General features: G+C 72.3%; 25 protein-coding genes. 20 read left to right on the top strand and 5 right to left on the bottom strand.

Annotation, left to right across the window (positions count from 1 at the left end; translation table 11 throughout):
- Window positions 1-734 precede the first annotated feature (734 nt).
- The 4 genes from ybaK to ACIO3O_RS21765 all read right to left on the bottom strand — a co-directional run bounded on the left by ybaK (window position 735) and on the right by ACIO3O_RS21765 (window position 4929).
- Complete coding sequence (gene ybaK, locus ACIO3O_RS21780; protein WP_401748259.1) at window positions 735-1235, bottom strand: Cys-tRNA(Pro) deacylase; 501 nt, start codon at window positions 1233-1235, stop codon at window positions 735-737.
- A gap of 17 nt (window positions 1236-1252) precedes the next feature.
- Entirely contained in the window at window positions 1253-2032 is a 780-nt protein-coding gene (locus tag ACIO3O_RS21775) for an LON peptidase substrate-binding domain-containing protein (protein WP_401748257.1), read from the bottom strand.
- A 5-nt stretch (window positions 2033-2037) separates the two neighbouring features.
- A complete protein-coding gene (locus tag ACIO3O_RS21770; protein WP_401748255.1) occupies window positions 2038-3120 on the bottom strand; it encodes a hypothetical protein in 1083 nt (360 codons plus the stop codon).
- A gap of 261 nt (window positions 3121-3381) precedes the next feature.
- Complete coding sequence (locus ACIO3O_RS21765; protein ID WP_401748277.1) at window positions 3382-4929, bottom strand: oxidoreductase; 1548 nt, start codon at window positions 4927-4929, stop codon at window positions 3382-3384.
- A gap of 199 nt (window positions 4930-5128) precedes the next feature.
- Here ACIO3O_RS21765 and hisD point away from each other — a divergent pair, with 199 nt between their 5' ends.
- The 11 genes from hisD (at window position 5129) to ACIO3O_RS21710 (ending at window position 14127) form a co-directional block, all read left to right on the top strand.
- Complete coding sequence (hisD, locus tag ACIO3O_RS21760) at window positions 5129-6451, top strand: histidinol dehydrogenase (RefSeq protein WP_401748253.1); 1323 nt, start codon at window positions 5129-5131, stop codon at window positions 6449-6451.
- Window positions 6448-7554 carry a histidinol-phosphate transaminase gene (locus ACIO3O_RS21755; RefSeq protein WP_401748252.1) on the top strand — a complete coding sequence of 369 codons (1107 nt, stop codon included), beginning with the start codon at window positions 6448-6450 and terminating at the stop codon, window positions 7552-7554. Before hisD ends, ACIO3O_RS21755 begins: the two co-directional genes overlap by 4 nt.
- A complete protein-coding gene (hisB, locus tag ACIO3O_RS21750) occupies window positions 7551-8144 on the top strand; it encodes an imidazoleglycerol-phosphate dehydratase HisB (RefSeq protein WP_401748250.1) in 594 nt (197 codons plus the stop codon). Before ACIO3O_RS21755 ends, hisB begins: the two co-directional genes overlap by 4 nt.
- Before the next feature lie 4 nt (window positions 8145-8148).
- On the top strand, window positions 8149-8316 hold the full coding sequence (locus tag ACIO3O_RS21745; RefSeq protein ID WP_401748248.1) for a hypothetical protein: 168 nt from the start codon (window positions 8149-8151) through the stop codon (window positions 8314-8316).
- Entirely contained in the window at window positions 8313-8954 is a 642-nt protein-coding gene (gene hisH / locus ACIO3O_RS21740; protein WP_401748247.1) for an imidazole glycerol phosphate synthase subunit HisH, read from the top strand. The genes ACIO3O_RS21745 and hisH overlap by 4 nt, the downstream gene beginning before the upstream one ends.
- The gene (gene priA / locus ACIO3O_RS21735) at window positions 8954-9682 is read left to right on the top strand and encodes a bifunctional 1-(5-phosphoribosyl)-5-((5-phosphoribosylamino)methylideneamino)imidazole-4-carboxamide isomerase/phosphoribosylanthranilate isomerase PriA (protein ID WP_401748245.1); all 729 of its coding nucleotides are present in this window, start codon (window positions 8954-8956) and stop codon (window positions 9680-9682) included. Before hisH ends, priA begins: the two co-directional genes overlap by 1 nt.
- The gene (locus tag ACIO3O_RS21730; protein WP_401748243.1) at window positions 9679-10080 is read left to right on the top strand and encodes a RidA family protein; all 402 of its coding nucleotides are present in this window, start codon (window positions 9679-9681) and stop codon (window positions 10078-10080) included. The genes priA and ACIO3O_RS21730 overlap by 4 nt, the downstream gene beginning before the upstream one ends.
- Window positions 10077-10832, top strand: a complete 756-nt coding sequence (gene hisF, locus ACIO3O_RS21725; protein ID WP_401748241.1) for an imidazole glycerol phosphate synthase subunit HisF — start codon at window positions 10077-10079, stop codon at window positions 10830-10832. The genes ACIO3O_RS21730 and hisF overlap by 4 nt, the downstream gene beginning before the upstream one ends.
- Window positions 10833-10926: 94 nt before the next feature.
- Entirely contained in the window at window positions 10927-12138 is a 1212-nt protein-coding gene (locus ACIO3O_RS21720; RefSeq protein WP_401748239.1) for a cytochrome P450, read from the top strand.
- A gap of 93 nt (window positions 12139-12231) precedes the next feature.
- Complete coding sequence (locus ACIO3O_RS21715) at window positions 12232-12831, top strand: helix-turn-helix domain-containing protein (protein WP_401748238.1); 600 nt, start codon at window positions 12232-12234, stop codon at window positions 12829-12831.
- A gap of 15 nt (window positions 12832-12846) precedes the next feature.
- Window positions 12847-14127 (top strand): MFS transporter, encoded by a 1281-nt coding sequence (locus tag ACIO3O_RS21710; RefSeq protein WP_401748236.1) that lies wholly within the window; start codon window positions 12847-12849, stop codon window positions 14125-14127.
- Between the two features lie 66 nt (window positions 14128-14193).
- Here the strand turns inward: ACIO3O_RS21710 and ACIO3O_RS21705 are convergent, their stop codons facing one another.
- A complete protein-coding gene (locus ACIO3O_RS21705) occupies window positions 14194-14826 on the bottom strand; it encodes a TIGR03085 family metal-binding protein (protein ID WP_401748234.1) in 633 nt (210 codons plus the stop codon).
- A gap of 83 nt (window positions 14827-14909) precedes the next feature.
- On the opposite strand from ACIO3O_RS21705, the gene hisI reads away from it, so the two are divergent.
- The 9 genes from hisI (at window position 14910) to trpA (ending at window position 21898) form a co-directional block, all read left to right on the top strand.
- The gene (gene hisI, locus ACIO3O_RS21700) at window positions 14910-15389 is read left to right on the top strand and encodes a phosphoribosyl-AMP cyclohydrolase (RefSeq protein WP_401748233.1); all 480 of its coding nucleotides are present in this window, start codon (window positions 14910-14912) and stop codon (window positions 15387-15389) included.
- Between the two features lie 11 nt (window positions 15390-15400).
- Complete coding sequence (locus ACIO3O_RS21695; RefSeq protein ID WP_401748232.1) at window positions 15401-16885, top strand: anthranilate synthase component I; 1485 nt, start codon at window positions 15401-15403, stop codon at window positions 16883-16885.
- A gap of 71 nt (window positions 16886-16956) precedes the next feature.
- Window positions 16957-17613: a TIGR02234 family membrane protein gene (locus ACIO3O_RS21690; protein WP_401748230.1), complete on the top strand. Its 657-nt coding sequence runs from the start codon at window positions 16957-16959 to the stop codon at window positions 17611-17613.
- A 79-nt stretch (window positions 17614-17692) separates the two neighbouring features.
- The gene (locus ACIO3O_RS21685) at window positions 17693-17950 is read left to right on the top strand and encodes an HGxxPAAW family protein (RefSeq protein ID WP_401748228.1); all 258 of its coding nucleotides are present in this window, start codon (window positions 17693-17695) and stop codon (window positions 17948-17950) included.
- A gap of 294 nt (window positions 17951-18244) precedes the next feature.
- Window positions 18245-18622, top strand: coding sequence for a DUF2752 domain-containing protein (locus ACIO3O_RS21680; RefSeq protein WP_401748226.1), 378 nt, complete (start codon window positions 18245-18247; stop codon window positions 18620-18622).
- A 127-nt stretch (window positions 18623-18749) separates the two neighbouring features.
- Window positions 18750-19559 carry an indole-3-glycerol phosphate synthase TrpC gene (trpC, locus tag ACIO3O_RS21675; protein ID WP_401748225.1) on the top strand — a complete coding sequence of 270 codons (810 nt, stop codon included), beginning with the start codon at window positions 18750-18752 and terminating at the stop codon, window positions 19557-19559.
- Window positions 19560-19569: 10 nt separating this feature from the next.
- Window positions 19570-19713 carry a tryptophan biosynthesis modulator TrpM gene (gene trpM / locus ACIO3O_RS21670; protein WP_401748224.1) on the top strand — a complete coding sequence of 48 codons (144 nt, stop codon included), beginning with the start codon at window positions 19570-19572 and terminating at the stop codon, window positions 19711-19713.
- A gap of 89 nt (window positions 19714-19802) precedes the next feature.
- The gene (gene trpB / locus ACIO3O_RS21665; protein ID WP_401748222.1) at window positions 19803-21086 is read left to right on the top strand and encodes a tryptophan synthase subunit beta; all 1284 of its coding nucleotides are present in this window, start codon (window positions 19803-19805) and stop codon (window positions 21084-21086) included.
- Window positions 21083-21898: a tryptophan synthase subunit alpha gene (gene trpA / locus ACIO3O_RS21660; protein WP_401748221.1), complete on the top strand. Its 816-nt coding sequence runs from the start codon at window positions 21083-21085 to the stop codon at window positions 21896-21898. The genes trpB and trpA overlap by 4 nt, the downstream gene beginning before the upstream one ends.
- Window positions 21899-22046 lie beyond the last annotated feature (148 nt).

Raw genomic sequence — 22046 nt, 5'->3', positions numbered from 1 at the left:
GCCACCCGCTACGACAAGACCGCCGAGTCCTACCAAGCCGCCGTCACCCTGGCATCCCTACTGATGTGGGCCTGACATTTGACGACAACTCCTAGGGGCGCGGGGAACTGCGCGACCAGCCACGACGCACCTGCACGTGCTGGCCGCGCGGCGAGCGCTTTAGGTGGAGGGGCGGGTCCGGGGCCTCTTCTGCCTGGGCAGAACGGGGCCGCATGTCCGGTACGGGGGCGGGCCGGGGCCCCCTTGGACGCGCGTCCGGAGCAGGTGCTCGGCCAGGGGCCGGTGCCGGGGTGGCCCGGTGGCGAGAGGGCCGGGAGCGGGGTGGCCCGGTGTCGGGCGGGCCGCCCCCTTGCCCGCCCGTTCCGCCCCCTTGGGGCGGCCCCGTCGCCCAAGGGGGCTGGGGGGGGAGGGCGGCCCCGTCGCCCAAGGGGGCTGGGGGAGGGAGGGCGGCCCCGTCGCCCAAGGGGGTGGGGCCGCCCCAAGGGGGCGGGGCGGCAAGAGGCGGAGCCCGAGGGGGAACGGGGGGGGGACCAGGGGAGCGGCAGGCGCGCAGCGTACGCACGGAACCGCACCCCCGACCGGCGGAGCCCCTATGCCGGGCGTTTGCCGTGGTTGGATTTGTTTTTCTTGACGCGCCACTTCCGCTTGCGGGTCTTCTTGGACATCGCGTCACACCCCTCACGGTCGGACCGTTCCCCTAGGTCCTAGTGGAGGATGGGCAAGCCGTCGAGCCCCTACGCACGCCCGATCGGGGCGAGGACCGCCGAGGTGAGCGCGGCCAGGTCCGCGGGGGCCAGTTCGACCTCCAGCCCCCGACGCCCCGCCGAGATGCAGATCGTGGCGTGGGCGGAGGCCGAGGAGTCCAGGACCGTGCGGAGCTTCTTGCGCTGGCCGAGGGGAGAGATCCCGCCCCGGACGTACCCCGTGGTGCGCTCGGCCGCCGCCGGGTCCGCCATGGCCGCCTTCTTGCCGCCGACCGCCGAGGCCAGCGCCTTCAGGTCCAGCGACCCCGCCACCGGCACGACCGCCACGGTCAGCGTCCCGTCCACGTCCGCGACCAGCGTCTTGAAGACCCGGTCCGGGGTGACGCCCAGCGCCCGGGCGGCCTCCTCGCCGTAGGACGCCGCCGCAGGATCGTGCTCGTACGCATGCACCGTGTACGCGGTGCCCGCCGCCGTCAGCGCCACCGTCGCGGGCGTTCCGCCCGACTGCGCGGCCTGCTTCTTCTTCGCCAACGTAACGAATCCTTCGGTCAGTTGGGGCAGGTGGGGGCCCGGGTGAGGGCCTCCGCCGGAATCGACGGGAGGTGGCGGATCAGCGCCGTCTCCTGGCGCAGGATCGTCAGCTCCTCGCGCAGCCGGGTCGCGGTGTCCGGGGCCTGGAGGAGCCGCTGCCGGGTGGGGGTGTCGAGCATCGTCGCGGCCGCCACCAGGTAGGAGACGACGGAGGGCTCGTCGGGGAGGTCGGCGGCCGTCGTCAGGGTCGCCTCACGGGCCCCCGCCAGCCGCTTCTGGTACGTACGGAACGCGCGCAGCACGCCCTCCGCGAGGGCGCCCGCCTCGTCGCCGGGGTCCTCCTCCAGCTCCTCCAGCTCGGCCACCAGGTACGGGCCGCTCGCGTCCACCGACAGCAGCCGCACCCGCCGCGTCCCCGTGGCCAGCACCTCGAAGCTGCCGTCCTCGCGCTCGCGGATGGTCGCCGCGTCCGCGATGCAGCCCACCCGGTGGAAGGCCTGGATGGGGTCGGCGCCGAAGCCCGCCGCCGGGCCCTGCTCGGTGAGCGCGGTCGGGTCGTCCGGCATGCCGGTGGCGGTGCGGGCGGTCTCCCGGCCGTCGCGGATCGCCACGACCGCGAAACGGCGCGCCTCGTCGTCCGCGTCCGGGGCCCCGGCGGAGCCGTCGGCGTCGGGGGACGACTTCAGCAGGTCGCGCATCATGGCGCGATAACGCTCCTCGAACACGTTCAGCGGCAGGACGAGGCCGGGGAACAGCACCGAGTTGAGCGGGAAGAGCGGCAGGCGAGCGGTGGTCACAGCGCTCAAGCGTAATGGCCGTCGGACCTGCTGCGTCCGTGCGTCCATTTCCGGGCCCCCTCGGGCTTCGTCCGGCCCGCCTCGGGGGCCGGTCCCTCGCCCGCCAGGGAGCGTGCGGTGTCGCGCAGTTCGAGGAACCGGCCGAGCGGGTCCTCGGTGAGCCAGGCCCACGGGAAGGACGTCGCGTACGGGCCGATCATCCGGAACTGCTCGACCGCGTCCGCCCACCGTTCGCGGCAGACCAGGACGTACGCGAGGAGGTTGCGGACCTCCGCCGCCCACGGGTCGCCCGGCGTGTACTCGGCGGACAGGGTGATCGCCAGGTCGGCCGCCTTGTCGATGCGGGCGCTCAGATCGACGGCGAGGGGCTGCTCGCCGGTCGCCCCCCAGGCGGGCGGCCGGTCCGCGAGCAGGGCGAAGGCGGCGCGCAGCGGGAGCGCCTGGATGAGGGAGCCGGGGAGCGCGTCGTCGGCGGCCTGCTCGGCGAAGTCGAAGCACTCGCGGTACGTGGAACCCTGTGCGGCCAGGTACTTCAGGGCCGCCACATGGCAGCCGTAGTGGTGCGAGGACCGGCGGATGGCCTGCCCCCACAGCGCCTCGAAGGTGTCGTGGGCGGCCTGGGTGCCGCGCGCGTGGTCGAGCGCGATGCGCCAGGGCACGGGGTCGCAGGGCGCACCGGCGGCCGCCGCGTCGATCAGCGGGCCCGCCGGGCGCAGCCGGTCGGCGGGGGCCGGGGACTCCAGCGCCCTGCGGACCTCCAGCTCGGCCTTGACCAGCAGCGCGTCCGGGTCCTGGGGCGCGGCCAGCAGCCAGTCGGTGAGCCAGTCCTGCCGGTGGTGGGCGAACGCGGCCAGCCGCAGCGTGTACCGGTCGCGGTTCTCCCACTCGGCGCCTTCGCGGGTCGCGGCGAGCAGCGCGGCGGCGGGCGCGTAGCGGCCCTGGGCGGCGGCGACCAGGGCGGGGGCGATGCGCTCGTCGGGGGCGTCGAGCAGCAGGTCCTCGTCCGTGGCGGACGGCCTGCCGACCGGGCGCGGGGAGACCCGGCGGGACCGGCGTGCGGTGCTCATCAGGGCGCGAAGGAAAGACATGGTCCAGCCATTGAAAACCGCAGGTGAGCGGCGTGCCAGGGGCGGTCTGTGAAGCTTTGGTAGCGGCGCGAAGGTTGTACGGTTTCAGGTCAAGGGACGGTAAAGAAAGCTTGCGGAGGCGGAGGGGGTGTGGCGGTGCGGGGGAGGCCGGGTGAACGGGCCGCGACCGCACGCCCACCGCCGCCGGGAGGCATGCCCGCCGCTGCTGCATCCGCACGCCCGCCGCAGCCGGAACTCACCCCCCCCGGCCGCAGCCGGAACTCACCCCCGCCGCAGCAGTCGCGAAGCCCCCGCCGCGACCGTCGTCGCCAGGATCCAGCCCAGCAGGATCAGCCCCGCGGCGGCCCACTGCCAGACGCCCTTGAGGAGCCAGTAGCCGTCCTGTCCGAGGTTGATCACCGGGACCAGGAGGTCCAGGGCGTAGAGCGGGGCGCTCCACTGCGGGTGCTCGTCGGCCTTGATGGGCTGCGGGTCGTAGCGCGAGAAGGCGAGCGTCCCCGCCGCCCACAGCACCGCCATCCACAGCGCCGCCCGCCCGGGCCGGTACCCGTAGGCGACCGTCCAGTCCTGGAGGACGCCCCACACCTTCCCGGTCAGCGGCAGCGTCTCGCGTCGGCGGCGCTGCTTGGTGAGCAGCACCTCGCGCGCCTCGGAGTCCTCGCCGCTGTTGCGCTTCACGGCGGCCAGCCGCTCGTACGGCTCCGGGGCGTACTCGGGGGTCGCCGCCGTCACCCACTCCAGCCGCCTGGCCAGCGGGAAGTGCCCCACCGGCACCAGGTTCTCGTAGGCGAAACCGCCCATGGACAGATGCCCGGGCCCCGGCCAGCTCGTCGACTTGTCGACCAGGGTGACGATCTTCGCGCCGGACAGCACCACCTTCCCCCGCTCCGGGCGCTCGCAGAGGAAGCGCAGCTCGGGGGTCTGGATGCGGCGCAGCGAGAGCTGCTGGTCGTTCTCCAGCGTGAAGCGCGCGTCCTGGAGGTCGACCGCGTCGCCGAACCGTCCGTCGTCCAGCCGGATGCCGCCCAGGCACTCGAAACGCTGCATCCGCGTGCCCCGGGCGGGGGTGTTGCCGACGCCCCGGCCGAGTCCGTACGGGGGTGTGGTGTTCCCGTACGTCTGCGAGGACAGCCCGGCCGGTGTCAGGTAGAGCGTTCGTTCCACCGTGAGTTGCGGGGCGTTGAGCGCCAGCTTTCCGTACGGGTTGCTCAGGCGGCTGCCGCGCAGGCTCAGCGACACGCCGACCTTCGCGCCGCGCAGGCTGATCTCGCCGTGCGTCTCGATCAGCTCGGCCTGGAGGTCCTGCGCCACGAAGAGCCCGTCGGCCAGCAGCGACTTCCCGCGCCGGTCGCGGCCGATGACGATCTGGTTGATCAGCAGGTCGGTGCCGATCTGGGCGTCGGTGAGCCGCACCCCGTTCTCCACCCGGCAGCGCGGCAGATGCAGATCGCCCTCGGTGTGCAGCCGGGCCGCCTCAAGCCGCGGAATCGAGCACCCCACCAGCCGCAGCGTGGTGAACCGGCACTCCGGCAGCAGCACCTCACGGTCGAACCGGCATCCGTTCATCTCGACATACGGACCCACCGTGCCGCCCGACAGATCCAGCTTCCCGGTGATCTGCACCCCGCGCAGCTTCAGCGCGGCCACCCGCCCCGGCCGTGCCGCGGGCCCACTGAGCAGCAGCAGCGCGACCACGCGGGCGCGGACCGTGCGCTCGGGCCCCCAGGAGCGGGCCGCCATCGGATCGTCGGCGAGCGGCTCCTGTACCCGCAGGTCGTAGGTGCTGCCGTTGCGGAACGCCTGCCACATTCCCAGCTCCGCCGCACTGAGCCAGTCCGGCGCCTCGTCGTCCCGTTGCGCCTCGGTCACTGCGCCGCCCCTCCCCTCGATCGCGTACGTAACGCAGTGCACGCTAGTGGTCACCGGTGACACGCGGGACCACTGTGCCTCGTATCAGCCAGTGATACGGGCGACCGGTGGCCGGAAGCGGTCTGCGAGAATTGGGCCCGTGATCTCACGAATCGATCTGCGCGGCAAGGCCCTCCCCGAGGGTGGAGCCCTGCGCGACCTGCTGCCCCGAGCCGACTTCGACGTGACGACCGCCCTGGAGAAGGTGCGGCCGATCTGCGAGGACGTGCATCATCGTGGCGACGCGGCGCTGATCGAGTACGCGGAGAGGTTCGACGGGGTCACGCTGACCGAGGTCCGGGTCCCGGCGCAGGCGATCGCCGACGCGCTGGAGAAGCTCGACCCCGAGGTCAGGGCCGCCCTGGAGGAATCGATCCGGCGGGCCAGGCTCGTCCACCGCGCACAGCGCCGCTCCACCCACACCACCCAGGTCGTGCCCGGCGGCACGGTCACCGAGAAGTGGGTGCCGGTCGACCGGGTCGGCCTGTACGCGCCCGGCGGCCGGTCCGTCTACCCGTCGTCCGTGATCATGAACGTGGTCCCGGCGCAGGAGGCGGGCGTCGAGTCGATCGCGCTGGCCTCCCCGGCCCAGGCCGAGTCCGGCGGACTGCCGCACCCGACGATCCTCGCCGCGTGCGCGCTGCTCGGGATCGACGAGGTGTACGCGGCCGGAGGCGCCACCGCCGTCGCGATGTTCGCGTACGGCACCGAGTCCTGCGCGCCAGCCAACATGGTCACCGGCCCCGGCAACATCTGGGTCGCCGCCGCCAAGCGCTACTTCGCGGGCCGCATCGGCATCGACGCCGAGGCCGGGCCCACCGAGATCGCCGTCCTCGCGGACGACACCGCCGACCCGATGCACGTCGCCGCCGACCTGATCTCCCAGGCCGAGCACGACCCGCTGGCCGCCGCCGTCCTCGTGACGGACTCCGCCGCGCTCGCGGACGCCGTCGAGAACGAGCTCGTACCGCAGGTGGACGCCAGCAAGCACAAGGCCGATCGGATCCTCCCGGCGCTCGCCGGGCGGCAGTCGGCGATCGTGCTGGTGGACTCGGTGGAGGACGGGCTCACGGTCGTCGACGCGTACGGCGCCGAGCACCTGGAGATCCAGACCGCCGACGCGGCCGCCGTCGCCGACCGGGTCCGCAACGCGGGCGCGATCTTCGTCGGCGCGTACGCCCCGGTCTCGCTCGGCGACTACTGCGCGGGCTCCAACCACGTCCTGCCCACCGGCGGCTGCGCCTGCCACTCCTCGGGCCTGTCCGTCCAGTCCTTCCTGCGCGGCATCCACGTCGTGGACTACTCCCGCGAGGCCCTCGCCGACGTCGCCCACCACGTGGTGACGCTCGCCGAGGCGGAGGACCTCCCGGCGCACGGGGCTGCGATCAAGGCCAGGTTCGGGTGGAAGGTGCCCAGCAAGTGACGAACATCGACGACCTCCCCATCCGCGAGGAGCTGAAGGGCAAGTCCCCTTACGGCGCCCCCCAGTTGGACGTCCCCGTCCGGCTGAACACCAACGAGAACCCGTACCCGCTGCCCGAGGCCCTGGTCGACCGCATCGCCGAGCGCGTCCGCGAGGCCGCCCGGGACCTCAACCGCTACCCCGACCGGGACGCGGTCGAGCTGCGTACGGAACTGGCGAAGTACCTGACGAAGACCGCCGGGCACGACGTCACCGTCCAGAACCTCTGGGCCGCCAACGGCTCCAACGAGATCCTCCAGCAGCTCCTGCAGACCTTCGGCGGCCCGGGCCGTACCGCCATCGGTTTCGAGCCCTCGTACTCGATGCACGCGCTCATCTCGCGCGGCACCGGCACCGGCTGGATCTCCGGGCCCCGCAACGACGACTTCACCATCGACGTCGAAGCCGCGAAGCAGGCCATCGCCGAGCACCGGCCCGACGTCGTCTTCATCACCAGCCCCAACAACCCCACCGGCACCGCCGTCGAGGCCGACACCGTCCTCGCGCTGTACGACGCCGCCCAGGCCGCCAAGCCCTCGCTGGTCGTCGTCGACGAGGCGTACGGCGAGTTCAGCCACCGCGCCTCCCTGCTGCCGCTGATCGAGGGCCGCCCGAACCTGGTGCTCTCCCGCACCATGTCCAAGGCCTTCGGCGCGGCCGGGCTGCGGCTCGGCTACCTCGCGGCCGACCCGGCCGTGGTGGACGCGGTGCAGCTCGTACGGCTGCCGTACCACCTGTCCTCCGTCACCCAGGCCACCGCGCTCGCCGCGCTGGAGCACACCGATACCCTGCTCGGATACGTCGAACAGCTGAAGGCCGAGCGCGACCGCCTGGTCGCCGAGCTGCGGGCCCTCGGCTACGAGGTCACCGACTCGGACGCCAACTTCGTCCAGTTCGGCCGCTTCGACGACGCGCACGCCGTGTGGCAGCAGATCCTCGACCGGGGCGTCCTGGTCCGGGACAACGGTGTACCCGGCTGGCTGCGGGTCACGGCGGGCACCCCCGACGAGAACGACGCGTTCCTGGAAGCGGTACGCGCACTCAAGAAGGAGCAGAGCGCATGAGCCGCGTAGGACGCGTCGAACGCACCACCAAGGAGACCTCGGTCGTCGTCGAGATCGACCTCGACGGCACCGGCAAGGTCGACGTCGCCACGGGCGTGGGCTTCTACGACCACATGCTCGACCAGCTCGGCCGCCACGGCCTCTTCGACCTCACGGTCAAGACGGACGGCGACCTGCACATCGACACCCACCACACCATCGAGGACACCGCCCTCGCGCTGGGCGCCGCCTTCAAGCAGGCCCTCGGCGACAAGGTCGGCATCTACCGCTTCGGCAACTGCACCGTGCCGCTGGACGAGTCCCTCGCCCAGGTCACCGTCGACCTCTCCGGCCGCCCCTACCTCGTGCACACCGAGCCCGAGAACATGGCGCCGATGATCGGCAGTTACGACACGACGATGACCCGGCACATCTTCGAGTCCTTCGTCGCGCAGGCGCAGATCGCCCTGCACATCCACGTGCCGTACGGGCGCAACGCGCACCACATCGTGGAGTGCCAGTTCAAGGCCCTGGCGCGGGCACTGCGCTACGCCGCCGAGCGCGACCCGCGCGCGGCCGGCATCCTCCCCTCGACCAAGGGCGCGCTGTAACCCCATGAACGGCCTCAACACCATCCTCATCGTCGTCGGCCTCTTCCTGGCCGGCGGCGTGTACTCCTTCTCCAAGCAGAAGATGCCCAAGGGCGTCATCGTGCTGCTCGGCCTGGCCTCCGTGATGTGTCTGGTCGCGGGCATCCTGCGTATTCAGGGACTCTGGGAATGACGAACAACAAGAAGGTCGTGGTCTTTGACTACGGCTTCGGCAACGTCCGGTCGGCCGAGCGGGCGCTCGCCCGGGTCGGCGCGGACGTCGAGATCACCCGCGACTACGACACCGCGATGAACGCGGACGGGCTGCTGGTGCCCGGCGTCGGCGCGTTCTCCGCCTGCATGAAGGGACTGCGCGAGGCCCGCGGCGACTGGGTCGTCGGCCGCCGCCTGTCCGGCGGCCGCCCGGTGCTGGGCATCTGCGTCGGCATGCAGATCCTCTTCGAGCGCGGCATCGAGCACGGCGTGGAGACCGAGGGCCTGGACGAGTGGCCCGGCGAGGTCGCCCCGCTCAAGGCCGACGTCGTCCCGCACATGGGCTGGAACACCGTCGAGGCGGCCCAGGGCTCCGACCTGTTCGCAGGGCTCGACGCCGACGAGCGCTTCTACTTCGTGCACTCCTACGCGGTCCACGACTGGACGCTCGAAGTCACCAACCCGCTCATCCGGGCCCCGCGCGTCACCTGGGCCACGCACGGCGAGCCCTTCGTGGCCGCCGTCGAGAACGGGGCGCTCATGGCCACCCAGTTCCACCCCGAGAAGTCCGGCGACGCCGGAGCCCAGCTGCTCACCAACTGGATCGGAACCCTCTGATGCCCCCCAAGCTTGAGCTTCTCCCCGCCGTCGACGTCCGTGACGGCCAGGCCGTGCGCCTCGTGCACGGCGAGTCCGGCTCCGAGACCTCCTACGGCTCCCCGCTGGAGGCGGCCCTCGCCTGGCAGAAGTCCGGCGCCGAGTGGCTGCACCTGGTCGACCTGGACGCCGCCTTCGGCACCGGCGACAACCGCAAGGTCATCGCCGAGGTCGCCGCCGCCATGGACATCAAGGTCGAGCTCTCCGGGGGCATCCGCGACGACGCCTCCCTGGAGGCCGCCCTCGCGACCGGCTGCAAGCGCGTCAACCTCGGCACCGCCGCCCTGGAGACCCCCGAGTGGGTCGCCAAGGTCATCTCCCAGTACGGCGACAAGATCGCGGTCGGCCTGGACGTACGGGGAACCACCCTGCGCGGCCGCGGCTGGACCCGCGGCGGCGGCGACCTGTACGAGACGCTGGCCCGCCTCGACTCCGAGGGCTGCGCGCGGTACGTCGTCACCGACATCGCCAAGGACGGCACCCTCCAGGGCCCGAACCTGGAACTGCTGAAGAACGTGTGCGCCGCCACCGACAAGCCCGTGGTGGCCTCCGGCGGCGTCTCCTCGCTGGACGACCTGCGGGCCATCGCCTCGCTGGTGCCGGACGGCGTCGAGGGCGCGATCGTCGGCAAGGCGTTGTACGCGAAGGCGTTCACGCTGGAAGAGGCGCTGGAGGCGGTCTCCCGATGAGCACCCCCGACGTACGCCGGGTGCAGACCGGCGCCCCCTGGGAGGAGCAGTTCGGCTACGCGCGCGCCGTCGAACTGCCCAACGGCCTTGTGCTGGTGGCCGGTTGCACGTCCGTGGTGGACGGCGTCATCGACGCGGGCACCCCGTACGAGCAGACCGTGACCGCGTTCGGCGTCGCCGAGAAGGCCCTTCAGCAGCTCGGTCTGACCCGCGCCGACATCGTCCGCACCCGCATGTACCTCACGCACGCCCGGGACGTCGAGGAGGTGGGCCGCGCCCACAAGGAGCTCTTCGACGCGATCCGCCCGGTCGCGTCCATGCTGATCGTCTCCGGCTTCGTCGACCCGTCGCTGGTCGTGGAGGTCGAGGTCGAGGCGTACCGGGGAGGGGCCGCGTGAGCGTCTCCGTACGGGTCATCCCCTGCCTGGACGTCACGGAAGGACGCGTCGTCAAGGGCGTCAACTTCCAGAACCTGCGGGACGCCGGCGACCCCGTCGAGATGGCCAAGCTGTACGACGCCGAGGGCGCCGACGAGCTGACCTTCCTGGACATCACCGCCTCCTCCGGCGACCGGGAGACGACCTACGACGTGGTGCGGCGCACCGCCGAGCAGGTCTTCATCCCGCTCACCGTGGGCGGTGGCGTGCGCACCGCCGACGACGTGGACAAGCTGCTGCGGGCCGGGGCCGACAAGGTGGGCGTGAACACGGCCGCCATCGCCCGCCCCGAGCTGATCCGCGAGATCGCGGAGCGCTTCGGCCGCCAGGTGCTGGTCCTGTCCGTCGACGCCCGGCGCACCGCGTCCGGCTCCTTCGAGGTGACGACCCACGGCGGCCGCCGCTCGGCGGGCATCGACGCGATCGAGTGGGCGCACCGGGCGGCCGAGCTGGGCGCGGGGGAGATCCTCCTCAACTCGATGGACGCCGACGGCACCAAGGACGGCTACGACACCGAGATGATCGCGGCGGTACGCAAGCACGTCACGGTCCCGGTCATCGCCAGCGGGGGCGCGGGCTCCCTGGAGCACTTCGCCCCGGCCGTCGACGCGGGGGCGGACGCCGTGCTCGCGGCCTCCGTCTTCCACTTCGGCGACCTGCGGATCGGCGAGGTCAAGACGGCTCTCAGCAGTGCCGGTCACCCGGTGCGCTGACCCGGAGTTCGTACAACTGTCGTAAAACCGGCTGTAGTTGAAGATCGGCAGTGGCTAGCGTCCCCCTCGGGTACTCATTCGAGGGGGAACAGTCATGTCCGCAGCCAGGCCCGTCGTGGAACTTTTGAAGCTCAGCCCCGACTTCGTCGCCGATCCCTACCCCGTCTACGCCGAACTCCGCGCCCAAGGGCCGGTGCACCACGTGCTGACCCCGGACGGCGAGGACCTGTGGCTCGTCGTCGGCCACGAGGCGGCCCGGGCGGCGTACACCGACCCCCGGTTCAGCCGGGACTGGCGCACCCACGGCCACCTCGCCCCGGTGCTGCCCGCCTACGCGCACGGCCCCGGGAACGCGCACGTCCTGCTCAGCGACCCGCCGGCGCACACCCGGATGCGCCGCCTGGTGGCCCGCGAATTCACGCCACGCCGCATCGAGGCCCTCGCCCCCCGGGTACAGCAGGTCACCGACGCGCTGCTGGACGCCATGGAGGCGGGCGGGGCGCGTACGGCCGACGTCATCGACGCGCTGGCCTTCCCGCTGCCGATGACCGTCATCTGCGACCTGCTCGGGGTGCCCGACCTGGACCGGGACGTCTTTCGCGGCTGGTCCAACGAGGTGGTGGCGCCCACCGGTCCCGAGGCCGAGCAGGCCGCGTACGGGGCGGCGATGCCGTACCTCACCGGACTCATCGAGGCCAAGCGCAAGGCGCCGGGCGAGGACCTGCTCAGCGCGCTCATCCACACCGCCGACGAGGACGGCGACCGGCTCAGCCAGGACGAACTCCTGTCCATGGCCTTCTTGTTGATCGTCGCCGGTCACGAGACGACGGTGAACCTGATCGGCAACGGCCTGCGCGCCCTCTTCCACCACCCCGACCAACTCGCCCTGCTGCGCGGCGACCTGGACGGCCTGATCGACGGCGCGGTCGAGGAGACCCTGCGCTACGACGGACCCGTGGAGGGCTCCACCCCGCGCATCGTCCGCGAGGACACCGAGTTCGGCGGGGCGCACATCCCGGCGGGGTCGTCGGTGGTGATCGTGCTGGCCGACGCCGACCGGGACGAGAGGCGCTTCGAGGAACCGCACCGCTTCGACATCCGGCGCGACGCGCGCGGCCACATCGCCTTCGGGCACGGCATCCACTTCTGCCTCGGCGCACCGCTCGCCCGGCTGGAGGGCCGCATCGCCCTCCGCAGCCTCCTGGAGCGCTTCGAGGACCTGGCGCCGGACGGCTCGCCGGACGCCGGTCCGTGGATCTCCGGAACACTCATCCGGGGCGTGCGGAAGCTGAGGGTCCGCTGGTAGACCGTCAATTCGCTGAACACGGAGGGGAGTTGCGCCTGAAAAGTTGAGCAAACAATATTGCGCAACTTTCCTTTCCTTCCTTACTGTGCGCACATGGCACCGGAACCCGAACACCCGCGCGAACCCCGGCGCATCACGGATCTCGACGCACTCAAGGTGTTCACCCATCCGCTGCGCATCGAGCTGTACCGCGCCCTGTTCACCGGGGGTGCCGCCACCGCCTCGCGCCTCGCCGACCAGGTCGGCGAGGCGGTCTCACTGGTCAGCTACCACCTGCGGAAGATGGCCGGGCACGGCTTCATCGTCGAGGCCCCGGAGGCGAGCAAAGACGGTCGGGAGCGCTGGTGGCGGGTCGAGCGCGGATTCACCTTCCGCAACTCCGACTTCGGCGACTCGCCGGAGAGCGTGGCCGTCGTCGGCCAGGTCACCCGACAGCTCCTGCGGGCCAGGCAGGAGAGGTACGACACGTACCTCGACGACAGTGCGAGCTGGGGCAAGGAGTGGGTGGACGCGGCCTTCAACTGGGAGTACATGCCCCGGCTGACCGTGACCGAGTTCCAGCAACTGTCCGCAGAAATGCAGGAGTTGATCACCGCCTACCGGGACCGTGGTCGCGCCGCCGAGGCGGCGGGCGACACGGAGGGACGCGAGCAGGTCTCCGTCCAGGTGTTCGGCTTTCCGTTCCGTCCCTGAGAGGGTCAGCCAGCGATGTCTGAATCACGTGTGGAACCGGTGGAGGACGAGGCGGGGGGCTCCGCCCCGGCGGGCAGACCCGCGTACCGGGACGGCAATGTGCTGCGCTGGCTCGCCGCGTACGCCGCCTCCCTGGTCGGCGACAGCGTCTACTTCCTCGCCCTCGGCTGGGCGGCGGCGCAGGCGGGGGAGCCCGCCGAGGTCGGCATGATCATGGCCACCGGGGCGATACCCCGGGCCGTCCTGATGCTCGGCGGCGGGGTCATCGCCGACCGGTTCGGGCCGCGCAGGATCGTCATCGGCTCGGACGCGGTGCGCTGCGTCGTGATCCTGGGCATCGCGGCGCTGCTGATGGTCACCGGGCCCGCCGTGTGGGTGCTGGTGGCCGTCGCGCTGGTCTTCGGCGCGGTGGACGCGCTGTTCCTGCCGGCGGTGGGTGCGCTGCCACCGCGCATCGCCGGTGCCGACCAGCTCGTACGCATCCAGGGCATGAAGTCCCTCACCAACCGCTTCGGCGGGATCGTCGGCGCGCCGATCGCGGGGTTCGCGATGGGGCTCGGCGACTCGGCGGCGGCGTTCGCGGTGGCGGGCGGGTTGTTCGCGGTGTCCCTGGTGCTGCTGGTGGCGGTGCGGGTGGCACCGCTGCCGGAGTCCGCCGACGAGGGCGAGGCCACGGCCACGAAGCGGAACATCTGGGGCGACCTCACCGAGGGCCTCGGCTATCTGCGCCGGCACAAGCTGGTTGGGCCGCTCGTCGCCTCCAACATCCTCTTCGAGCTGGGCGGCATCCCCGTCATCAACGTCGGCCTGGTGCTGCTGTCCTCGTACCGGGGGTGGAACGCGCCCGGAATCGCGTGGATCCTGGGCGCCTTCAGCGTCGGCGCGGCGTGCAGCGCGCTGACGCTCACACTGGTGAAGCGGGTGGCCCACGCGGGACGGGTACGGCTGGTCTCTCTCACGGCGGGCTCGGTGCTGGTGGCGGTACTGGGCGCGGTGCCGACCCTGACCTGGGCGGTGGCCGTGGCGGTGGTCATGGGGATGACGGTGGCCATGAGCGGCGGCATGACGGCGGGCCTCGTCCAGACGAACACGGCCCCCGCCTATCTGGGCAGGGTCATGTCCGTGCTGTCGCTGGTCGCCCTGGGCATCGCGCCGCTGATGTACCCGGTGATGGGGGCGGCGGTGGCGGCGTGGTCCGTTCCCACGGTCTTCGTGGGGTGCGCGGTGCTGTGCGGGCTGGCGGCGGTGGTGGGGGTGAGCTCGCGGGAGATCCGGGGGGCGGAGCTGCCGAAGTAGGGCCGTCCCGTACGGGGGCGGAGCTGCCGGGACGGGGCTGTCTCGTACGGGGACGGGGCGGGCGGGTCAGAGGCCGAGGCGGGCTTCGTGGAGGCGGAGGGTGGCGTCCTTGTCGCCCTCCAGTTCCACGGAGGCGTGGTCCTGGCGGCCGAAGGCGAAGAGGATCAGCTCGCCGGGGTCGCCGGTGACCGTGACGACCGGAGTGCCCCGGTGGGCCACCGCCGTCTGGCCGTCCGGGCGGCGCAGCACCAGCCCGACGGGGGACTTGCGGCCCAGGACCCGGCCCAGCTTCTCCACCCGCGCCCACAGCGCGTCCGCGAACACCGGGTCGAGCACACGCGGCGTCCACTGCTCCTGCGCCCGCCGCACGTCCTCCGCGTGGACGTAGAACTCCACCGTGTTCGCCGCCTCGTCCACCTGCTTGAGCGAGTACGGGGAGCGGCGCGGCGGCCCCGTCCGGATGAGCTGCACCAGCTCCTCGTACGGCTTCGCGGTGAATTCGGCCTGGACGCGCTCCAGGCGGTTGCGCAGGGCGGGCACGAGCAGGCCCGCCGCCGCGTCCGAGCGGCGTTCGCGGACCACCACGTGCGCGGCGAGGTCCCGGGTGTTCCAGCCCTCGCAGAGGGTCGGCGCATCGGGGCCCGCGGCCTCCAACAGATCGGCGAGGAGAAGCCGTTCACGCTTGGCATGGGTCGACATGTCGGCCAGCGTACGGCGACCGGGGGGCGTCCGCACAGTGGACGTCGGGCCAAGCCCCGCACCGTAAGCGGCACAATTGCCCCATGAGTACGCCCGCACCCCAGCCCCTCCCCGACAGCGCCCCCGAGGCCGCCTCCACCGGTGGTCTCGACCCCGCCGTCGCCGCCCGCCTCAAGCGCACCGCCGACGGCCTGGTCCCCGCCGTCGCCCAGCAGTACGACACCGGCGAGGTGCTGATGCTCGGCTGGATGGACGACGAGGCCCTGCACCGCACGCTCACCACCGGCCGGTGCACCTACTGGTCGCGCAGCCGCCAGGAGTACTGGGTCAAGGGCGACACCTCGGGACACGTCCAGCGGGTGAAGTCCGTGGCGCTGGACTGCGACGGCGACACGCTGCTGGTCAAGGTCGACCAGACGGGGGCCGCCTGCCACACCGGCGAGCGGACCTGCTTCGACGCCGACGTGCTCCTGAGCGATGACGCGCCCCCGAGCGATGACGCGCCCCGGAGCGCCGACGCGTCCCCGAGCACCGACGTGCTTCCCGGCACCGACGGCAAGTAGGGTCAGCGGCCATGGATCTGGAGACCTTCCGCAAGCTGGCGGTCGACCGCCGCGTCATCCCCGTCAGCCGCACCCTCCTCGCGGACGGCGACACCCCCGTCGGGCTCTACCGCAAACTCGCCGCCGAACGCCCCGGCACCTTCCTCCTGGAGTCCGCCGAGAACGGCCGGTCCTGGTCCCGCTACTCCTTCGTCGGCGTCCGCAGTGCCGCCACCCTCACCGCCCGCGAGGGCCGCGCCCACTGGATCGGGACGCCCCCCGTCGGCGTACCGACCGACGGCGACCCCCTGGAAGCGCTCCGGGCGACGGTGGAGGCCCTGCACACGCCGCGCGACCTGGCGGGCGGGCTGCCGCCGTTCACCGGCGGCATGGTCGGCTACCTCGGGTACGACATCGTGCGCCGCCTGGAGCGGATCGGCGAGCACGGCGAGGACGAGCTCGGGCTGCCCGAGCTGACCATGCTCCTCACCTCGGACCTCGCGGTGCTCGACCACCGCTACGGCACCGTCCAGCTGATCGCCAACGCGATCAACCACAACGACCTCGCCACCGGCGTCGACGAGGCGTACGCGGACGCCGTCGCCCGCCTCGACGCCATGGAGGCCGACCTCTCCCGCGCCGTCCCGACCGACCCCGCCGTGCTGCCGCCCTCCGAGGTTCCGCTCTACACGGAGAAGTGGGGCGGGCAGGCCTACCAGGCCGCCGTCGAGGACATCAAGGAGCGCATCCGGGCGGGCGAGGCCTTCCAGGTCGTACCGTCGCAGCGCTTCGAAACCCCGTGCCACGCCAGTGCGTTGGACGTCTACCGGGTGCTGCGGGCCACCAACCCGTCGCCGTACATGTACCTCTTCCGCTTCGACGGATTCGATGTCGTCGGCTCCAGCCCCGAGGCCCTGGTGAAGGTCGAGGACGGGCGGGCCATGGTGCACCCCATCGCCGGTACCCGGCACCGGGGCGCCACCCCGCAGGAGGACCAGGCGCTCGCCGACGAGCTGATGGCCGACCCCAAGGAGCGGGCCGAGCACCTGATGCTGGTCGACCTCGGGCGCAACGACCTGGGGCGGGTCTGCGAGCCCGGCTCGGTCGAGGTCGTCGACTTCATGTCCATCGAGCGGTACTCGCACGTCATGCACATCGTCTCGACGGTCACCGGGCGGGTCGCCGAGGGGCGCAGCGCCTTCGACGTCCTGACCGCCTGCTTCCCGGCGGGCACGCTGTCGGGTGCGCCGAAGCCGCGCGCCATGCAGATCATCGAGGAGCTGGAACCGACCCGGCGCGGGCTGTACGGCGGGTGCGTCGGCTACCTGGACTTCGCCGGGGACTCCGACACCGCGATCGCCATCCGCACCGCGCTGCTGCGGGACGGAACGGCGTACGTGCAGGCCGGAGCCGGTGTCGTCGCCGATTCCGACCCCGTGGCGGAGGACCAGGAGTGCCGCAACAAGGCGGCGGCGGTCCTGCGGGCCGTGCACACGGCGAACCGCCTCGGCCGCTGAGGAAGTACCGGCCCGGCCGCTGAGGAAGATCCGCCTCGGTCGCTGAAGAGGGGGTGAGGGATAGTGGGGGTGTGAGCGCCGTACCCCCCACCCCCCAGACCTCCTCCGCCGCCGCCCGCGGCGGGGGCCGCCGAAGCCTCGCCGCGGCCCTGCTGCTCGGGGCCCTCGGCTCCACCGTCGTCCTGATCGCCTCCGGGCAGACCTGGCGGTCGGGCACCGCCACCGTCGCCGGCATCGGCTCCAAGACCCTGGAGGCCGACGGGCAGGCCATCACGGGGGTGCCCGCCGCCCTGGCCATCGTCGCCCTGGCCGCCCTCGTCGCCGTCTTCGCCGTCCGCAGGGCGGGGCGCGTCCTGGTGGCGGCGCTGCTGGCCCTGAGCGGGGCGGGAGCGGTCGCGGCCTCGCTGATGGGGGCCGGGGACCACACGGCTCTGGACGAGCAGGCGGCCAAGCTGTCGGGCGACGCCGCCGCCACGGTGAGCGGGCTCACCCAAACGGGCTGGCCGTACGTCACCGCTTTCGGCGGCCTGCTGATCCTCGTCGCCGGGCTGCTCGCGCTGCGGTTCGGCGGGACCTGGCCGGGCATGGGCGGCCGGTACGAGCGCGAGGGCGGCCCGCGCACCAGGGCGGCCGCACGCCGCCCGGCGGACCCGGAACGCCCCGAGGAGCTGTGGAAGGCCCTCGACCGGGGCGAGGACCCGACCGCCGCGCCGACGCGCGAAGGGTGACCCGAAGTCACGCGCGGTGTCCCGGTGGGGAACAATGAGCCCCGAGCATTCCAGCGGAAGACACAACAAGGAGCACCTCATGGCGGGCGTTAGCCGCGGACACCACGGACGTACCCCGGCCGCCTGGACCGGCGTAGTGATCGCCTTCATCGGCATCTGCGTCTCCAGCGCGTACATGGTGATGGCCCAGCCGGTGGGCTTCTGGGCCGGAATCGGCATCTCCGTGGTCGGCGGCCTGATCGGTCTCGGCATGAAGATGGCGGGCCTCGGCATGCCGAAGGAGTCTTCGGCGCTGGTGGAGGCGCGGGCGGCGGCGGGGCGGGCCCAGCTTCAGTAGCTTCGCTCGGTTGTAGGGAGGAGAGGTGCGGCCCCGGTTTGCTGGGGGCCGCGCCTCTCTGCGTTGGCGGGGCGGGTGCGTCGTGGCTGAGCTGTTGTACGTGCGGGTGTGTTGTGGCTGGTCGCGCAGTTCCCCGCGCCCCTGATGGCATGCCCTTCGGGCAGCCATCCCCCCGGTGACGTACCGGTGCGTGCGTTCCGGGGGAGCGGAGGGGAGAATCGGGGGGTGGATGCCTCGTCGTCAGTGCCCGTGTCCGTTTCCGCTCCCGTGCAGGCCTCGCTGGGGAGGCGGCTGGTGGCGCCTGTGGCGACCCTGGTCGGGGTCGTCGGGGCGTTTGTGTACGTCGGGGCCGTTGATCCGAACGAGGCCGGGCACTACCCCACCTGCCCGCTGCTGGCGCTGACCGGCATCCTGTGTCCCGGGTGCGGGGGGCTGCGCAGTGCGCATGCCGTCGCGCACGGTGATCTGGTGACCGCTCTAGGGGCGAATGCGATGGCCGTGGTGGGATATGCGGCATTCGCGGTTTTCGTGGTGGTCTGGATCACACGGGCCGTGCGGGGCAGGGCCATGGGCGTACGGCTGACGCGCGTTCAATGGTGGGTCCTGGGCGGGGTGTTCGCGGTCTTCAGCGTTGTCCGGAATCTGCCGTTCGGCTCCGCCCTCGCGCCCTGAAAGCCCTGGCAGTGACCAGGGAGTGGGATATCCGGCGGGCGGATGCAGGGGGAACGGCCCGGTGCGGATACCATCGCTCGTGGCCGATCCTGGCCCTCCACCACCGTCCCGGAAGGGGGCAGCTCGCGTGAGTGTGCTCGACGAGATCATCGAAGGCGTCCGCGCCGACCTCGCAGAGCGGCAGGCACGTGTCAGCCTGGAGGAGCTCAAGGAGCGGGCTGCCAAGGCGCCCGTCGCCAAGGACGGTGTCGCGGCCCTGCGCGGCGACAGCGTCAAGGTCATCTGCGAGGTCAAGCGGTCGAGCCCCTCCAAGGGCGCTCTCGCGGCCATCGCGGACCCGGCCGGTCTCGCCGCCGACTACGAGGCGGGCGGCGCCGCCGTCATCTCCGTCCTCACCGAACAGCGCCGCTTCGGCGGTTCGCTGGCCGACCTGGAGGCCGTACGCGCCAAGGTCGACATTCCGGTGCTGCGCAAGGACTTCATCGTCACCGCGTACCAGCTCTGGGAGGCCCGTGCGTACGGTGCCGACCTGGCACTGCTGATCGTCGCCGCCCTGGAGCAGGACGCGCTCGTCTCGCTCATCGAGCGGGCCGAGTCCATCGGGCTCACCCCGCTGGTCGAGGTGCACGACGAGGACGAGGTCGACCGGGCCGTCGCCGCCGGAGCCAAGATCATCGGCGTGAACGCCCGCAACCTGAAGACCCTCAAGGTCGACCGCGGCACCTTCGAGCGCGTCGCCCCGGAGATCCCGGACCACATCGTCAAGATCGCCGAGTCGGGCGTGCGCGGGCCGCACGACCTGATCGCGTACGCCAACGCGGGCGCCGACGCCGTACTGGTCGGCGAGTCGCTCGTCACCGGGCGCGACCCCAGGGCCGCCGTCTCCGACCTGGTCGCCGCCGGGGCCCACCCCGCGCTGCGGCACGGGCGGGGTTAAGGTCTACGCCATGACGTCCCACGCCCGTCTCGCCCGCGGTTGCCGCCCTCGCGGCTGCCGTGCGCCTGCGCGACGGGTGCGGGGCAGGCGGGTCCGGTACCACATCGGCTCCGAGCCCGGCCAGATCAACGGCATGCGATGGCGTCGTCACTGAACGTCGGTCTCCGGCGTTCGTCTTCGTGACGTCCCTTTCCTTCCCCCCCTGCCGTGCGCGACGCGCACGGCTTCGTGAGGAGTTTTCGCATGTCCAGCGAGTTCTTCGTGCCCGACCTCGAAGGTCAGGTCCCCACCACCGAGGGGTATTTCGGTGACTTCGGCGGCAAGTTCATCCCCGAGGCGCTCGTCGCCGCGGTGGACGAGGTCGCCGTCGAGTACGAGAAGGCCAAGGCCGACCCGGCGTTCGCGGCCGAACTCGACGACCTGATGGTCAACTACACCGGCCGGCCCAGCTCCCTGACCGAGGTCCCCCGGTTCGCCGAGCACGCGGGCGGCGCCCGGATCTTCCTCAAGCGGGAAGACCTCAACCACACCGGCTCGCACAAGATCAACAACGTGCTGGGGCAGGCGCTCCTCACCAAGCGCATGGGCAAGACCCGGGTGATCGCGGAGACCGGCGCGGGTCAGCACGGTGTCGCGACCGCCACCGCCTGCGCGCTGTTCGGCCTCGAATGCACCATCTACATGGGCGAGATCGACACCGAGCGCCAGGCGCTCAACGTCGCGCGGATGCGGATGCTCGGCGCGGAGGTCGTGGCCGTGAAGTCCGGGTCGCGCACCCTCAAGGACGCCATCAACGAGGCGTTCCGCGACTGGGTCGCCAACGTCGACCGCACCCACTACCTCTTCGGCACGGTCGCGGGCCCGCACCCCTTCCCCGCCATGGTCCGTGACTTCCACCGGGTGATCGGGGTGGAGGCGCGCCGTCAGATCCTGGCCCGGGCCGGGCGGCTGCCGGACGCCGCCGTGGCGTGTGTGGGCGGCGGGTCGAACGCCATCGGGCTGTTCCACGCCTTCATCCCGGACGCCGACGTGCGCCTCGTCGGCTGCGAGCCCGCCGGGCACGGCATCGAGACCGGCGAGCACGCGGCCACGCTGAGCGCGGGCGAGCCGGGGATTCTGCACGGGTCGCGGTCGTACGTACTCCAGGACGAGGAGGGCCAGATCACCGAGCCGTACTCGATCTCGGCCGGGCTCGACTACCCGGGTATCGGGCCCGAGCACTCGTACCTCAAGGACATCGGGCGCGGGGAGTACCGGGCGGTGACGGACGACGCCGCGATGCAGGCGCTGCGGCTGCTGTCGCGCACCGAAGGCATCATTCCGGCCATCGAGAGCGCGCACGCGCTCGCCGGGGCGCTGGACCTCGGCAAGGAGCTGGGCAAGGACGGGCTGATCCTGGTCAACCTGTCCGGGCGCGGCGACAAGGACATGGACACGGCGGCCCGGTACTTCGGGCTGTACGACGCGAACGCCGCCGTCGAGGCGGACGCCGCTGCCGTTGCGGAGATCTCGGGGGACGCCAAGTGAGCGGGAACGTACAGCTGTTGAGTGACACCCTCGCCGCGGCGAAGGCGGCGGACCGGGCGGCGCTGATCGCCTATCTGCCCGCCGGGTTCCCGACCGTGGACGGCGGGATCGAGGCGGTCAAGGCCGTCGTCGCCGGTGGCGCGGACATCGTCGAGGTCGGACTGCCGCACAGCGACCCGGTGTTGGACGGGCCGGTGATCCAGACCGCGGACGACATCGCCCTGCGCGGCGGGGTCAAGATCGCCGATGTGATGCGGACGGTCCGTGAGGCGCACGCCGCCACCGGGGTGCCGGTGCTGGTGATGACGTACTGGAACCCCATCGACCGGTACGGCGTCGAGCGGTTCACGGCGGAGCTGGCGGAGGCGGGCGGGGCCGGGTGCATCCTGCCGGACCTGCCGGTCCAGGAGTCCGCGCTGTGGCGCGAGCACGCCGAGAAGCACGGGCTGGCCACGGTGTTCGTGGTCGCGCCCAGCAGCAGGGACGAGCGGCTGGCGACGATCACGGCGGCCGGGTCGGGCTTTGTGTACGCCGCCTCGCTGATGGGCGTCACCGGGACGCGGGAGTCCGTCGGGCACGAGGCGCAGGAACTGGTGCGCCGGACCCGGGCCACGGGCAGCGGGCTGCCGGTGTGCGTGGGGCTCGGGGTCTCGAACGCCGTGCAGGCCAAGGAAGTTGCGGCCTTCGCGGACGGGGTCATCGTCGGGTCGGCGTTCGTGAAGCGGATGCTGGACGCGGAGGACGAGGCGGCCGGGCTGCGGGCCGTGAAGGAGCTCGCGGGAGAGTTGGCCGCGGGTGTGCGGAGGGACTGACGTCCGTCTGACGGGCGCGTAACTTTAAAGTTCCGTAGTCCATTTGAGTGGAATGCGGGTCGGGGGGGGGGGGGGGGGGGGGCCCCCCGGGGGGGGGGGGGGGGGGGGGGGGGGGGGGGGGGGGCGCCGCGGCCCCCCCCCCCCCGGG

The sequence above is a fragment of the Streptomyces sp. NPDC087440 genome, from assembly GCF_044744005.1.
In the GTDB taxonomy this organism is placed as follows: domain Bacteria; phylum Actinomycetota; class Actinomycetes; order Streptomycetales; family Streptomycetaceae; genus Streptomyces.
The sequence above is the reverse complement of the archived record's forward strand: the minus strand, read 5'-3'. Positions and strand labels throughout refer to the sequence as shown.